Genomic DNA, 14104 nt, shown 5'->3' on the forward strand with positions numbered 1-14104 from the left:
GTCGACGGCCCAGGTGGGCAGGGCTCAGCCGCGTCGCGCCAGGACCGGGGCGACGGTTCGGGCCAGGCCGGGCAGGGCGGGTGCGACCGCCTCCTGGGCGCGAGCGCGGGCGTTGAGGTTGGCGAATTCCACCTGCTCGCTGAGACCGACACCCAAGGGCTGGCCGGTCGCGGTGTCGTAGGCGCGCACGCTCAGGGCCGCCGTATAGGCCACGTCGCGCTGGCCGTGGAAGGACAGCTCGCGGCTGCCCGCCGGCTCGGCACGCACCAGCACCAGGACACGAGCGTGGCGGGCAGCCTGCCGGAGCAGTCCCGCGACTCCCACGCCTTCGTCGATGGCCAGCGCCTCGGCATCGGCCAGGTCGTGGCCCGAGTCGGCGAGGTACTGCTCCACCGCCTGCCTGGCGGGCAGGGCGAGCAGGCGGTCGCCCTGCGCAACCACCACGATGCGAGCCGGTGCCAGTCTGGGCGGCGCAGGCGCACGCGCCGCCTGCGCGGGAACGCGGGGCGCTTGTGCAGGCGCCGCAGCGGCGGCCTGCGCAGGCGCCGCGCTGCTGGTGGCGATGGCGGCGGGGGCAGCGCCATCGACAGCGGACGGTGTCGATGCAGGCTGGTCGGCCGTCGCCGACGGCGCGGCTTCGCCCCCCGCGATCAGCGTCGGGGAGTCAATGCCGGAGGGGCTCTCCGGGGACGGCGACGAGGCGGCGACCGCCATCGCAGGCGTCGGCTCGCCGGTGGCCGGCGCAGTGGCTGCCAGGCCCGCCTCGCCGGCAACCGGATCGGCGCCGCGACCGTCGTCCAACGCGGGGCCCGCGCCTGTCGACGCCGCAGCGGGATCGGCCGCGGCTGTGGCGGGAAATGCCCCGGTTGCGGCCTGCCCTGCAGGCACCGGGTTGCTGACCGAACCGGCCACGAAGCCGTCCCGGAAGCCGTTCGCGAAGCCGCGGAAGTAGTCGCGGAACGCATAGCCGGTGCCGGCCAGGAGCAGCAGCACCAGGGCGGCGACGGCCAGACGGCGATCGCGATGCACCTGCGAGGCGCTCGCGCCGGCTTGGCCACGCACCACCGTGCCGCCGGCCTGAGGCTGTGCCGCCACACCCGGGCGGATCGGCGTCGCCGCCGAGGCGGGTGTCAGCACCGGCGGCGGCGTCGGTACGCGCGCCGCCTGCAGGGCATTCGCGGCCATGGTATCGGGGTCCGGCGGCCGCACCACCAGGCGCAGCGGGACGCCCGAGGCGACCAGGGGGTGCCGCGCCAGCGCCTCGGCGACTTCACCGGCGTGCTGGAAGCGGTCCGCCGGATCCTTGGCGACCATCTTCGCGAGGATCGCAGCGGCCTCGGCATCGACCGCGCCGTTGAGTTCCTGGACATCGGGAATCTGGGCGTTGACGACCTCCAGCATCAGTCGCAGCGGACTGGTGTCGGCGAACGGCAACCGCCCGGTGAGCATCTCGAAAAGCACGACGCCCAGCGAGAACACGTCGGAGCGGGCGTCCACCGGCTGGCCGTTGCAGATCTCCGGCGAGACGTAGCCCGGGGTGCCGACGAACTCGCCGGTGCCGGTCAGCTTGCTGGCTGCATCGCGGGTCGGCAGGGCGATTCCGAAATCGGCGACGCGCACGCGGCCGGCGGTGTCCACCAGCAGGTTGGCCGGTTTGACGTCGCGATGAACGAGTCCGCGGCGATGGGCGCTGGCCAGCCCCAGCGCGGCCTGCTGCACCAGCTTCAAGGCATCTCCGACCTCGATCCGGCCCAGGCGCTTGAGCAGGGCCGAGATCGACTCGCCTTCGATGTACTCCATCACGAAGAACGGCTGATCCTCGCTCTGCCCGATGAAGTGGATGTTCACCACGTGCGGATCGCTGAGCGCCGCCATGGCCCGCGCCTCGCGCAGGAAACGTTCGACCAGGGTGCGGTCGTCCGCCAGGGCCGGCGCGAGTTCCTTGATGGCGACGATCCTGTCGAGCGCCGGATCGACCGCCTTGTAGACGACACCCATGCCGCCGCGCCCAAGCTCGGCGACGATCTCGTAGTGGCCCAATCGCTGCTTCATGGCAAACTCCCTGCGGCACCGGGCCGCGTGCGCCAGGTCTCTAGCGCGTCAGAACGAACCAGGCGACCGCAGCCGCGGCGATGGCCAGCACGGCCAGCATCGCCCAGCGCAGACCAGCGCCGCCGCCGGCCGCGGCCGGCGCGGCCGATGCCGGCGGTGCTGAGGCCACCCGGGCCCGGGCGTCGCTCAACGACTCAACCAGAAAACGGTTGCGGTCGAAGCCGATCTGGTCGCCGACCTTGAGCTCGGCATCCTTCACCCAGCTGCCGTTGATGAACGTGCCATTGGCCGAGCCCTGGTCGCGCAGGAACATGCCGGCCGGCGTGGCATCGATCACGGCATGGTGGCGGGAAACCTCGGCCTCGTCGATGACCAGGTCGCTTGCCGGATCGCGCCCGATGGTGATCCGCCCGGCAAGCGGAATGACCTTGCCGAAATAGGCGCCGGTCACGCCGCGCAGCGCCAGCTTGGGCGGCGCCGCACGAACCACGGTGGCACCGCCTGCCGCTGGCCTGGCCTGGTCGGGACGTGCTGCATCGCTCATTGGAACTCCTCCGCTGTACCGGGACCGGCGCCCCCTCCGGGCGCCGGGCGCCGCGGCATGCCCGCAATCTACCAGCACCCGCGGGCACTGTGCAGGACGGTCTGTGGCCCGGCCGATCGGACGACCGGTGGCATGGGCAGCCCACCTGAGCCGGTTGCGACGCTTTGCGCGCCTGCACTCCACGTCGACCCTGCCGCCGACCACCCCAGCCGATCCCCGGAGCCCGCCATGTCGTCCAAGCCCTGGTCCTGCCCGACGCCCCCTGCCACCTGCCGCTACCGCCGCTGGCGCATCGCCGGCATGACGCTACTGGCCAGTACAACCGCCGGCCAGGCGGCGCCGACGGGCCTGCCCGACCCGATCTTCGCCAACGGCTTCCAGCAGGCCATCCTGCGGCCCTTCCAGGACATCCTGCTGCGCCCCTTCGCCACCGAACAGGCCAGCTGCCCGGCCAGCGGCCCGACCACCCTGAACGTTCGCCCCGGCACGCCCGTACTGCTGTGCTACGGGCTCGAGAACCGCAGCAGCGTCGTGCTCGACAACCATGAACTGGTCGACGGCGTGTTCGGCCTCGTGCACCAGGGCAACCAGCCGATCCCGCCCGGCCAGACCCTGGTCGTCGCCGACGCAGGTGGCCCCCGGACGTTCGAGCGCAGCACCTGGCTGTTCACCCGCTGGCGCACCGCCGGCGGCGGTCTGGTCGGCGAGGAGAACCGCGCGCTCAAGGTCAACGTCGCCCCGGCCCTGGCCCTCTACCGGTTCGTGGAGACCGACCCGGCGCGCTGTCCGCCAGGCGTGCTGCCGTTCTTCCCTGCGCCGCTGGCCAGCGGCCACACGCGGCTCACGGTGGCACCCGGCACCCCGGTGCACCACTGCTTCCGGGCCCGCAACGAAAGCGTCAGCACGATGGGCGCCAGCATCCTCAACGGCCACCAGCTCATCGACTCCGGGCTGGCGCCGGTGGTCGACCCTGGCCAGCCCCTGGCCAACCATGAGCTGTACACGGTCTCGGCGTCGCAGTCCGCCGCAGTTGACGCCGCATTCACCGCGCACTGGTCGGCAAGCGATGGCACCCAGACGGTGTCGGGCTCGGCGACCAGCAGCCTGGTGGTCGTCGGCCAGCCCGCCTGCGCGGGCATCCGCCAGGGCACCAGCTACGACTATGTGTCGATCCTTGGCACCTTCGTCACCCGCGCCAACATCCGGCTGGACTTCGAGATCGATGCCGCCCCGGTGCGCGCCGGACAGGCGTTCTCGGTGGTCGCAGGCGGCGCCATCACTGCCCTGTTGCCGGACACCTACGGACCGCGCCTGGACACCCGGGTGGTGGTCCAGATTCCGACCGGCGTCGATCTGGCGCAACCCTTCCATGCGCAGGCCAGCATCGACGGTGGCGTGCCGATCCAGGCCAGCGTCGACGTCGCCACCCGCCGTCTGGTGCTGTCGACGGGACCGGTCAGCGGACCGCCGGCCAGCATCCAGGTGAGCCTTACCGCGCACGCCGATGCCGGCACCGCGGCGATCGACTGGCAGGCGCCCCGGCTCGAGCAGGATTTCGCGCAGGCCAACGGCAACGTCAACACCGTGGTCATCCATCCGGACCCGGGCGGACCGCCGATGCTGCACACGCCGCGCTGCCCGGTGCCGTGAATCAGGCAGCGGCCGCCGGCTTGACCCGGGTCAAGCCGGCGGCGAAGCGCCAGGAGTAGGCTGGTGGGGTCCCTGCCGAGGATCCGCCCATGAGGAACTATCACGACCTGCTGGTTCTCTGTCCCGAATTCGTGCGCTTTGGTCCGCACCTGGCGATGGCGTCCGCCCTGGCGCAGCGCCAGGACATCCGGCTGACCGGCCTGCACGTGCGCTGGCCGGTGCTTGCCGTCGGCGCCGCCGGCCTCCCCGATCTCGCCGAGTCGCTGCGCCGCGATGCGGAAAAGGCCTTGCTGGCCGCCACCCAGGCGGGCGAAGGTTTCGCCGCGTTCGTCGCCGGCCACGGTCAGGTGCAGGCGAGCTGGCGGGTGCTCGAGGGCAATCCAGAGATCGTGCTGAACTACCTGGCCGCCTGCCACGACCTGCTGGTGCTGCCGGCCGGCCAGGACGACCAGGCGCTGGCGCCGGGCTTCATCAGCGAAGTGGTGCTGCAGTGCCAGCGCCCCTGCCTGGTGGTCCCCGATGCCTGCGCCGAACCCGGACGGCCGCCGACCCGCATCGCGATCGCATGGAACGGCTCGATCGAAGCCCTGCGCGCTGTGGCCGGCGCGCTGCCGCTGCTGGGCCGGGCCGAACGGGTGGTGCTGCTGACCGGCCAGTCGCGCCGCTACAGCGCGCTCACCCCGGATCGTCCGGTGCTCGACCTGGCTGCCTGGCTGGCCGAGCGCGGCATCCTCGCGGAATCCCAACCCCTGCAGGCGCGTACCGGCGAGGAAGGCGAGGCGCTGTTGCTGGCCAGCCAGGCCGCCGGCTGCGACCTGCTGGTGATGGGCGCGTGGGGCCATACCCGGCTGCGCGAATGGATCCTGGGCGGCGCCACCCGGCACGTGCTCAGCCATGCCCGGATGCCGGTGCTGATGGCGCACTGAGGCCGAGCCGTCGCCATGCATCGCCTGCTGCCGCCGCCGGCTGCCCTTTTCCTTGCCGGCCTGCTGGCCTGGCTGCTCGCGCGCGCGTTTCCGGCCTGGCAGGTGGTCCTGCCGGGGCAGCAGGGCGTCGCCCTCGCGCTGGCCGTGGCCGGATCCAGCCTGATGCTGGCCGCCGCCCTGTCCCTGCTGGCCGCACGCACGACCTTGAACCCCCTGCATCCGGAACGCGCCTCGACCCTGATCGCTGTCGGCGCATTCGCGCTCAGCCGCAATCCCATCTATCTGGGCGACGCCCTGCTGCTGTGCGCCTGGCTGGTCTGGCTGGGCCAGCCCCTGGGCCTGCTGGCGCTGGCCGGGTTCGTGCTGTGGCTGGACCGGGCGCAGATTCCCGCCGAGGAGCGCGCCCTGGCGCAGCGCTTCGGTGCCGACTGGCAGGCCTACCGCGCGCGGGTGCGTCGCTGGCTGTAGGGGCTCCCTTTGCTCCAAACCGTGTGCAGGGCCGTCCTAAAGTCGCCAGGCCCGCGCCGCAACGGTTCTTGCTTCACAAGGGCACGCGTGTCGCGGTCGCTTGCGCCGATCCGACACGTCCTGACCAAGGCGCTCGCCACATTGCCTGAACGCATCCAGGCGCGCAGGTCGCAGAGCTGCCGGCGGGTACGGCACACTGCCTGACCCTTCCTGCTTTCGTTGGCGATGACGCTGCTCCCTGCCACCGCGTTGCTCCTGTTGTCCCTGCCGGACGCCGCGGCCACCGAACCCCGGCAACCCCTGCCGCCGGTGGTGGTCACCGCCACCCGCCAGGCCGAGGACCCGTTGACCGTGCCGGCCGCCGTCGACCTGCTGACCGACGAGGACATCGGCAGGGCGCGGCCGCGCGCCAACCTGTCCGAGGCGCTGCAGCAACTGCCCGGAGTGGTCGCGCGCGACCGCCAGAACCAGGCCCAGGACCAGCAGATCTCGATCCGCGGATTCGGCGCCCGCGCCAGTTTCGGGGTGCGCGGCGTGCGCATCTACAGCGATGGCATCCCGGCGACCATGCCCGACGGCCAGGGCCAGGTCTCGCACCTGGTGCTGCCGGCCGCGGGCCGCATCGAGGTGCTGCGCGGACCGTTCTCGGCGCTGTACGGCAATGCCGCCGGTGGCGTGATCGATGTCACCACCGCGACCGCACCTGACCCGGCCGAGGCATCGGGCGGACTGGCGCTGGGTGACTTCGGCCTGCGCCACGCCACGGCCGGCTGGCGCAGCCAGTGGGGCGCGACGGGGCAGGGCGATGCCCTGGTCGATCTCGGCCAGATCCGCAGCGATGGCTTCCGCCGGCACAGCCGCAGCCGGCGCGACCAGGCCCAGGTGCTGGTTCGCGGCGGCCTGGGCGGGCAGGGCGAATGGACCGTGCTGGCCAACCACATGGATCTCTCGGCGCTCGATCCGCAGGGACTGACCCGCGCCGAGCTGGACGGCGACCGCCGCGCCGCCAGTCCCGGCGCCGGCCTGTTCGACACGCGCAAGACCGTGCGCCAGGACCAGGCCGGAGCGCGCCTGGGCCAGCCGCTCGGCGAGGCCGGCACCCTGACCGTCACCGCCTGGGCCGGCCGCCGGCAGACCTTCCAGGTGCTCTCGGTGCCGGTTGCTGCGCAGGCCAATCCACTCAGCGGCGGCGGTGTGATCGACCTCGATCGGGACTACCACGGGCTCGACCTGCGCTGGCGTCGCCAGGGTCTATGGCTGGGCCGGGACGCCAGCCTGACGGTGGGTGTCCAGCATGAGCAGGCTGAGGAACGGCGGCTTGGCTTCGAGAACTTCCGCGGCGAGACGCTGGGCGTGGTCGGTGCCCTGCGCCGCGACGAGGACAACCGGGTGCGCGGCCGAGATGCCTACGCCCAGGCCGATCTCTGGCTGGCACCGCGCTGGCGCCTGGCCGTGGGCGCACGGCACAGCGCGATCGACTTCGATTCCCGCGACCGCTACGTCACCGCCGCCAATCCGGACGACAGCGGCGGCCAGGACTATCGCCGCCTGACCCCGGTCGCCGGCCTGCTGTACCGCGCCAGCGATTCGCTGAGCCTGTATGGCAACCTGGGCGGCGGCTTCGAGACGCCGACCCTGGCCGAACTGGCCTACCGCGGCGACGGCAGCAGTGGCCTCAACACCGCGCTGCGCCCGGCGCGCAGCCGGCACGGCGAGCTGGGTGCAAGGTGGCGCAGCGCGCGCGTGCAGGCCTCGGCGGCGCTGTTCCGCAGCGATACCCGGGACGAGCTGGTGGTGCTGACCAGTCAGGGCGGCCGCACGGTGTTCACCAATGCCGGGCTGTCGCGACGGCAGGGCGCCGAACTGGCCTTCTCAGCCGAACTTTCCGGGCAGTGGTCGCTGGCGGGAAGCTGGACGCTGATGGACGCCCGCCACCGCCGCGATGCGCCGGCCTGCGACGAGCCGCCGTGTCCTTCGCCGCTGATCGCGGCCGGCCGACGCATTCCCGGCCTGGCCGGCCACGACACCGGGCTGGAGCTGTCCTGGCGGCCGGTGACCGGCCTGGAAGCGCTGCTCGAGGCACGCCGGACCGGAAGGGTCGCCGTCAACGACGCCAACAGCGCGTTCGCCCCGTCGGCGACCACCGTCGACTTCGCCATCCAGCATCGCGGCGGCACCGCCACCCTGGCCTGGCGCAGCTGGCTGCGCCTGGCCAACCTCGGCGACCGCGACGTGGTCGGATCGGTGATCGTCAACGAGGCGAACGCCCGCTACTTCGAGCCTGCCCCTGGCCGGCACTGGCAACTGGGCATCGAACTGACCCGTCGCTTCTGAAGTCCTTGCAACGCCGGTCACGTCCCGTGGGCAGGCCATGTGCCAAGGTGCGGGCCGACCATCGATGAAGAGGAGCCTGCCATGGGCATGCTGATCAAGGGCGTCTGGCACGACGTCTGGTACGACACCGACGCGACCGGCGGCGAGTTCGTCCGCACCGACGCGCAGTTCCGCAACTGGATCACGCCGGACGGCGCGCCCGGTCCAAGCGGGGAGGGCGGCTTCCCGGCACGCGCCGGCCGCTACCACCTCTACGTCTCCCTGGCCTGCCCCTGGGCGCACCGTACCCTGATCGTGCGCCGTCTGAAGGGACTCGACGCGCTGATCGGCGTGTCGGTGGTGAATCCGCTGATGGCGTCGGAGGGCTGGACCTTCGAGCCCGGACCGGGCGTGGTCGCCGACCCCGTCGCCGGCGCGATCCGGCTGCACGCGGTCTACACCCGCGCCCGTCCCGATTACAGCGGCCGGGTCACCGTGCCGGTGCTCTGGGACCTGGAGCGCGACAGCATCGTCAGCAACGAGTCGTCCGAGATCATCCGCATGCTGGGCAGCGCCTTCGACGGCCTCGGCGCCCGGCCGCTCGACCTGGCGCCCGGCGACCTGCTGCCGGCGATCGACGAGATCAACGGCTTCGTCTACGAGAAGGTCAACAACGGCGTCTACAAGGCCGGCTTCGCCACCGACCAGGCCGTGTACGAGCGCGAGGTCGCCGCGCTGTTCGAGGCGCTCGACGTGCTGGAAAAGCGCCTGTCCGGCCAGCGCTACCTGACCGGCCCGCGCATCACCGAGGCCGACTGGCGCCTGTTCACCACCCTGCTGCGCTTCGATGCGGTCTACCACGGCCACTTCAAGTGCAACCTGCGCCGCATCGCCGACTACCCGAACCTGTCCGGTTTCCTGCGCGAGCTGTACCAGTGGCCGGGCGTGCGCGAGACCGTGGATTTCGGCCACATCAAGCAGCACTACTACCGCAGCCACGACACCATCAACCCCAACGGCATCGTGCCGCTGGGACCGGTGCTGGACCTGGACGCACCGCCGGGCCGCGGCCACCTGCCGGCAGCGGATCGGGCGGGCCAGGCAAGCGCATGGGCTTCGTCTCCAGGCTGACCCGGACCGCAGGCCCGGCCCATCCGCCGGAACGCGGCGTGCGCGACCCGCCGGCTTGACGGCGTGGCTGGCACGGCGCCACCTTCCGGGCAGGCGCACGCCGTGCCGTTGTGGCGGCGCCTCGTCCCGGGCCGGACACTTAATGAGGCCGCTTCGGGCGTCTCATCAGGTGTCCAGGCCAGGGGACGCACGTGGCGAATCGGTCGAGTTGATCTGGCAGGGGAGGGAACGGCGTCCGATGCGCGGGCTGGCCTTCTGGGGACGCATGGCACTGTGCCTGCCGCAGGCGATGGCGGTGCGCGCCCGGGCGCCGCGGCTCCCCGCCGCACCGGGGCCGAGCTGCGGCCAGGTGCCGGTCGGGACGTCGCTGGCCGATGTGCGGCTCCTGCAGTTGCTGGGCGTCGGCGACTCCATCATTGCCGGTGTCGGGGCCACCGACAGCGGTTCGGCCCTGGTCGCTTCGCTGGCCCGGGCGCTGGCGCACTCGCTCGCGCACCCGGTGGCCTGGCGGACGCTGGCGCGATCGGGGGCCGATGCCCGGGCGGTGCATCGCCAGGTGCTGGCCGGCGATGCGGGTCCGTCCGCGGACCTGATGGTGGTCTCAGTCGGCGTCAATGACGTCATCGGCCTGAACCTGGGACGGCGCTGGCAGCGCGACCTGGCGACGCTCGCCGTCGCCCTGCGCCGGCATTCGCCGGACGCCCTGATCGCCCTGGTCGGCCTGCCGCCGCTGGACCGGTTTCCCCTGCTGCCGCCGGCCCTGGCACGGGTGCTGGGCGGCCGCGCCCGGGCCTTCGACGCCGGCCTGGCCGAGCTGGCCGCCGGCGAGAGGCGATTGCTGCACGTGCCGATCGGGCCCGCGGTCGGGCCGGAGCTGTTCAGCGGCGACGGTTTCCATCCCGGTGATGCGGGCTACCGGGTGCTTGCCGGCCTGGTCGCCAAGGTTCTGCTCGAGCGCTGGCGATCGGATCCGCTGCCGCCGGGCCTCGTCGAACCGCATCCGGTGTCCTGAGCCTGGCCGGCCGGGCAGGGCGCCAGCACCGCGCGTACCCTACCTGCCTGACCAGCGGAGGCCATCCCTAATGCGATCGAACCTTTGGCCGGGGCTGCTCGGCATGGCCCTGGCGGCCGGCTGCGGTGCGGCGCCACGATCCGACGACCCGGCCGCGGCCGTTCCTGGCGCGCCGCACGGCCCGGTGCTGTCCCTGGCCGGCCAGGCCTTGCTGCCGCCCGCGACCGTGCCCGACCAGGCCCGGCTCGAGGCCGACCTGGCGCAGGCGCGCGCCGATGTCCAGGCACGCCCCGACGATCCCGAGGCGCTGATCTGGCTGGGCCGGCGGCTCGGCTACCTGTGGCGCTACCGCGAGGCCATCGAGGTGTTCGGGCGCGGCATCGAACGCTGGCCAGGCGACGCGCGGCTGCTGCGCCATCGCGGCCACAGGTACATCACGGTTCGCGAGTTCGCCAATGCGCAGGCGGACCTGCAGCGCGCCACCGACCTGGTCGAGGGACGCCCCGATCCGATCGAGCCGGACGGTGCGCCGAACCCGGCCGGCATCCCGCGCACCACGCTTGCCTACAACATCTGGTACCACCTGGCCCTGGCGCAGTTCCTGCAGGGCGACTTCGAGGTTGCGCTCGCTTCCTGGCGGCACACCCTGGAGCTGGCCGGCAACGACGACGCCCTGGTCGCCGCCACCGACTGGACCTGGATGACCCTGATGCGCCTGGGCCGTCGCGACGAGGCCGCCATCCTGCTGCAGCGGATCGGTCCCGACATGGAGATCCTGGAGAACCACAGCTACCACCGGCGTCTGCTCATGTACCAGGGCCGCCTGCATGCCGAGGACCTGCTCGCTGCCAACAGCGACGACCCCGTGGCCGTCGCCACCCAGGGCTTCGGCATCGGCCATCACCGCCTGGTGAGTGGCGATGTCCCGAGTGCCCGGGCGATGTTCGAGCGGGTGCTCGCCGGGGCCGGCTGGAACGCTTTCGGCTACATCGCCGCCGAGGCCGAACTGCGGCGATTGCCCTGATCCAGCGTGACGGACGATACGCATCGGATTGAGGCCGGACTGCCGCCGTTCGCCCGACGGGTAGCGGCAGGGCACGGGTGCCCGTGCAGGACCCCGATACCTAGCTTTACATAATATACCTTATGCGCAGTTACGTCGGGATCGGGCAGGGTCGGCCTAACGCCCGTCCTGCGCACCTCGAACGCGCCATCGGCCCGCCCAGTGCACCCCCAGACCGAACACCAGCCCCCAGAACCCGCTACCCAGCCCGAACCAGGCCATGCCGGAACCCGTGACGAGAAAGGTCACGATTGCAGCCTCACGTTGCCCGGCATCCTCCAGCGCTGACGCGAGACTGCCGGCCAGCGTCGACAGCAAGGCCAGACCGGCCAGCAGCGCGACCAGGGCGATCGGCAAGGCGGCAAGCACGCTGGCGACCGACGCGCCCATCAGGCCTGCCACCAGGTAGAAGCCGCCCGCGCTCATCGAGGACAGCCAGCGCCGATTCGGATCGGGGTCGGACTGCGGCCCGGCACAGATCGCCGCGGTGATCGCCGCCAGGTTGAAGGCATAGCCGCCGAACGGACCCAGCGCCAGGCCGGTGAAGCCCGTCCAGCCGATCAACGGGCTGGCACGCAGTTCATAACCGTTGCCACGCAGCACAGCGATGCCAGGCAGGTTCTGCGCGGCCAGAGTGACCAGGCACAACGGCAATCCGACACCCAGCAGCGCCGCAACCGAGGGCACCGGCGTAGTCCACACTGGCATCGCCAGGCGCAGCTCGATCAGGGCGGTATCGACCTGGCCCAGCAGCACGGCGGTCAATAGACCCACGCCGAGCAGCAATGGCACCGCCAGGCGCGGCGCCCACACCCAGCCGGCCAGCCAGGCGGCAAGCATGGCCAGCACCAGCACGGGTTCCGTGGGCAACACGGCGAAGGCGTCCAGCCCGAACCGCAGCAGGACCCCGGCCAGCATGGCCGCGGCCAGACTGCGCGGCAGGTTGCGGACGATGGCGTCGAACCAGCCGAACAGGCCGACGCAGGTCAACAGGAAGGAGCAGAACAGGAAGGCGGCGACCGCCTCGGCCATGGACAGCCCCGGCAGCGAGGTCGCCAGCAGGGCTGCACCCGGCGTCGACCAGGCAGTCAGCACCGGCGCCCGGTGCGCCAGGGACAGGGCAAGCGTGCTCAGGCCGGTGCCGATGCCCAGCGCCCAGAGCCAGGAGGCCAGTTGCGCCTGGCTGGCACCGACCGCAGCGGCGGCCTGGAACACGATGGCGACGGTCCCCGCGTAGCCCACCAGGACCGCGGTCAGGCCAGTGGCCAGGTGGGAAATGCGAAGGGACGCTGCCACGTCAGTGATCCGGGCTGCACAGGGCAGCGGTTTCTAGCACGGCCACCCTGCCCCGGCTACCGTCTGGCGGTCGTATCCGCGGGTGCATGCAGGAACACCACGCCCGGCGCCACCGGCTCGCAGCGCCAGCCCCAGCCACGCGCCAGCCACTCGAAGGAGCGTGGGCGCCAGAACGCCACGTGGGTGCAGTCGCGCCGGTAGTGCCAGCGCTGGAAATCGATGCCGTCATCCAGCATCGAGGTCATCACCGCCAGGATGCCGCCGGGGCGCAGCAGGCTGCGCACGCTGGCCATCGCCTTGGCCGGTTCGTGCAGGTGCTCGACCACCTCGGTGCAGGTGACCGCGTCGTAGCGGCGTGCCAGTACGGCCTGGTAGGGCGCGAACCAGGGGTCGTGGACGGCCACCTCGTGACCGGCCTCGCGCAGGATCGCGGCCAGCGCCGGCCCCGGACCGCAGCCGAAGTCCAGGACCTGGCTTCGTCCGGCCAGCCGGTCCAGCAGCGGCGCGGCCAGACGCCCCAGGAACCTGCGGTAGCCGGGGTCATCGGCATCGTTGCAGTGAAGCAGGTACTCGGCCCGTTCCCTACCCTGCGCGGGCCGCTGCCCAGGCGCCAGCCAGGTGAGCTCGCACCGCCCGCAGCGTCCGTACGCCTGCGCCCCTACCCGCGCAAACGGCCATGCCGGCCCCTGGCAGAGCGGGCAGTCGCCGAGTGCCTCATCCGCCCGGATCACGCCTCGCCGCCCGCCGCACGGCCGTATCGCCCGGTCACCGCCTCTGCCCCCTGCTTCCGATCACGGACGCCACCGATCCCCCGGATCCGCCCACGACCCCCGCGTTCCAAGCCCAGGCTGCGCTGCGCGAAAAAGCAATCCACGTTGCGAGTCCGAAGCCCGAGTCCCAAGTCCCGGCATCCGGCATCCGGTCCCCGGTCCCCGGTCCCCAGTCCCCAGTCCGAACAACACCTTCCCCTCCCCTTCAACTCCCGCTATACTCGCGCGCTTCACGTCGTCCGGTTCCGAGGTTCGTGTCATGAAAGTCCTGTCTTCCCTGAAGTCCGCCAAGTCCCGGCACCGCGACTGCAAGATCGTCCGTCGCCGCGGCAAGGTGTTCGTGATCTGCAAGAGCAACCCCCGCTTCAAGGCGCGCCAGCGCTGATCGGGGCAGCCCGTATCCGCGGACCACGAGGCCGGCGCATGCCGGCCTCGTGCATTGCGGCACCCGTGCCATGCCACGCCGGGCCGCACCCTCGGCGACCGTGCCGGCCATCATGACGGGCACCGGGCGCTTCTGCTACAACTGGCGGACCACGAACACAGGGGTGGCTTCCATGCGCAACCGTTCCATGCTCCTCGCCGGCCTGCTCGGACTGGGCCTTGCCCTGCCCGCCGCCGCCGATGTCCTGCTGATCGAGCGCGCCGAACAGGCGCAGCGCGCCGGCATGCCCGCCAATGGCCAGACCATGGCCCAGGTCGAGCGTCGTTTCGGCGCGCCCCTGGAGAAGCTGGCACCCGTGGCCGGCAACAAGCCTGCCCACCCGCCGATCACGCGCTGGCGCTACGCCGGCTACACGGTCTACTTCGAGCACCAGCGTGTGATCAGCACGGTGCTCGACACCGCTGCCACCGGGCAGTCGCGCTAGCGCGAACCGC

Annotated in this window: 13 protein-coding genes; 9 read left to right on the plus strand and 4 right to left on the minus strand. The window is 72.1% G+C overall.

Going from position 1 to position 14104, the window contains the following annotated elements; all coding sequences use genetic code 11:
- Window positions 1-24 precede the first annotated feature (24 nt).
- The gene (locus KF823_01735) at window positions 25-2052 is read right to left on the minus strand and encodes a serine/threonine protein kinase (protein MBX3724622.1); all 2028 of its coding nucleotides are present in this window, start codon (window positions 2050-2052) and stop codon (window positions 25-27) included.
- 40 nt (window positions 2053-2092) lie between these two features.
- Entirely contained in the window at window positions 2093-2596 is a 504-nt protein-coding gene (locus KF823_01740) for an FHA domain-containing protein (GenBank protein ID MBX3724623.1), read from the minus strand.
- 228 nt (window positions 2597-2824) lie between these two features.
- On the opposite strand from KF823_01740, the gene KF823_01745 reads away from it, so the two are divergent.
- From KF823_01745 to KF823_01775, 7 genes are all read left to right on the plus strand, one after another.
- Window positions 2825-4246 carry a hypothetical protein gene (locus tag KF823_01745; protein MBX3724624.1) on the plus strand — a complete coding sequence of 474 codons (1422 nt, stop codon included), beginning with the start codon at window positions 2825-2827 and terminating at the stop codon, window positions 4244-4246.
- A gap of 89 nt (window positions 4247-4335) precedes the next feature.
- A complete protein-coding gene (locus tag KF823_01750) occupies window positions 4336-5172 on the plus strand; it encodes a universal stress protein (GenBank protein MBX3724625.1) in 837 nt (278 codons plus the stop codon).
- A 15-nt stretch (window positions 5173-5187) separates the two neighbouring features.
- Window positions 5188-5640, plus strand: coding sequence for an isoprenylcysteine carboxylmethyltransferase family protein (locus KF823_01755; protein ID MBX3724626.1), 453 nt, complete (start codon window positions 5188-5190; stop codon window positions 5638-5640).
- A 225-nt stretch (window positions 5641-5865) separates the two neighbouring features.
- Window positions 5866-7974, plus strand: a complete 2109-nt coding sequence (locus KF823_01760; protein ID MBX3724627.1) for a TonB-dependent receptor — start codon at window positions 5866-5868, stop codon at window positions 7972-7974.
- Between the two features lie 81 nt (window positions 7975-8055).
- On the plus strand, window positions 8056-9084 hold the full coding sequence (locus KF823_01765; protein ID MBX3724628.1) for a glutathione S-transferase family protein: 1029 nt from the start codon (window positions 8056-8058) through the stop codon (window positions 9082-9084).
- Between the two features lie 238 nt (window positions 9085-9322).
- A complete protein-coding gene (locus KF823_01770; GenBank protein ID MBX3724629.1) occupies window positions 9323-10096 on the plus strand; it encodes an SGNH/GDSL hydrolase family protein in 774 nt (257 codons plus the stop codon).
- Between the two features lie 70 nt (window positions 10097-10166).
- Window positions 10167-11120 (plus strand): hypothetical protein, encoded by a 954-nt coding sequence (locus KF823_01775; GenBank protein MBX3724630.1) that lies wholly within the window; start codon window positions 10167-10169, stop codon window positions 11118-11120.
- 156 nt (window positions 11121-11276) lie between these two features.
- On the opposite strand, the gene KF823_01780 is transcribed toward KF823_01775, so the two are convergent.
- Window positions 11277-12464, minus strand: coding sequence for a benzoate/H(+) symporter BenE family transporter (locus KF823_01780; GenBank protein ID MBX3724631.1), 1188 nt, complete (start codon window positions 12462-12464; stop codon window positions 11277-11279).
- Between the two features lie 47 nt (window positions 12465-12511).
- Window positions 12512-13186, minus strand: a complete 675-nt coding sequence (locus tag KF823_01785; GenBank protein ID MBX3724632.1) for a class I SAM-dependent methyltransferase — start codon at window positions 13184-13186, stop codon at window positions 12512-12514.
- A 298-nt stretch (window positions 13187-13484) separates the two neighbouring features.
- Between KF823_01785 and ykgO the strand changes: the two genes are divergently transcribed.
- Both ykgO and KF823_01795 read left to right on the plus strand, forming a co-directional pair.
- Window positions 13485-13610, plus strand: a complete 126-nt coding sequence (ykgO, locus tag KF823_01790) for a type B 50S ribosomal protein L36 (protein ID MBX3724633.1) — start codon at window positions 13485-13487, stop codon at window positions 13608-13610.
- A gap of 172 nt (window positions 13611-13782) precedes the next feature.
- On the plus strand, window positions 13783-14094 hold the full coding sequence (locus KF823_01795; GenBank protein ID MBX3724634.1) for a hypothetical protein: 312 nt from the start codon (window positions 13783-13785) through the stop codon (window positions 14092-14094).
- Window positions 14095-14104 lie beyond the last annotated feature (10 nt).

It is taken from the genome of Lysobacterales bacterium (assembly GCA_019634735.1).
Classification (GTDB): domain Bacteria; phylum Pseudomonadota; class Gammaproteobacteria; order Xanthomonadales; family UBA2363; genus Pseudofulvimonas.

What these genes read in the sequence shown, in the direction of transcription:
- ykgO (MBX3724633.1), top strand. Translation starts at nt 13,485, where the DNA reads ATGAAAGTCCTGTCTTCCCTGAAGTCCGCCAAGTCCCGGCACCGCGAC.
- KF823_01755 (MBX3724626.1), top strand. Translation starts at nt 5,188, where the DNA reads ATGCATCGCCTGCTGCCGCCGCCGGCTGCCCTTTTCCTTGCCGGCCTG.
- KF823_01735 (MBX3724622.1), bottom strand. Translation starts at nt 2,052, where the DNA reads ATGAAGCAGCGATTGGGCCACTACGAGATCGTCGCCGAGCTTGGGCGC.
- KF823_01760 (MBX3724627.1), top strand. Translation starts at nt 5,866, where the DNA reads ATGACGCTGCTCCCTGCCACCGCGTTGCTCCTGTTGTCCCTGCCGGAC.
- KF823_01750 (MBX3724625.1), top strand. Translation starts at nt 4,336, where the DNA reads ATGAGGAACTATCACGACCTGCTGGTTCTCTGTCCCGAATTCGTGCGC.
- KF823_01770 (MBX3724629.1), top strand. Translation starts at nt 9,323, where the DNA reads ATGCGCGGGCTGGCCTTCTGGGGACGCATGGCACTGTGCCTGCCGCAG.
- KF823_01745 (MBX3724624.1), top strand. Translation starts at nt 2,825, where the DNA reads ATGTCGTCCAAGCCCTGGTCCTGCCCGACGCCCCCTGCCACCTGCCGC.
- KF823_01795 (MBX3724634.1), top strand. Translation starts at nt 13,783, where the DNA reads ATGCGCAACCGTTCCATGCTCCTCGCCGGCCTGCTCGGACTGGGCCTT.
- KF823_01775 (MBX3724630.1), top strand. Translation starts at nt 10,167, where the DNA reads ATGCGATCGAACCTTTGGCCGGGGCTGCTCGGCATGGCCCTGGCGGCC.
- KF823_01740 (MBX3724623.1), bottom strand. Translation starts at nt 2,596, where the DNA reads ATGAGCGATGCAGCACGTCCCGACCAGGCCAGGCCAGCGGCAGGCGGT.
- KF823_01765 (MBX3724628.1), top strand. Translation starts at nt 8,056, where the DNA reads ATGGGCATGCTGATCAAGGGCGTCTGGCACGACGTCTGGTACGACACC.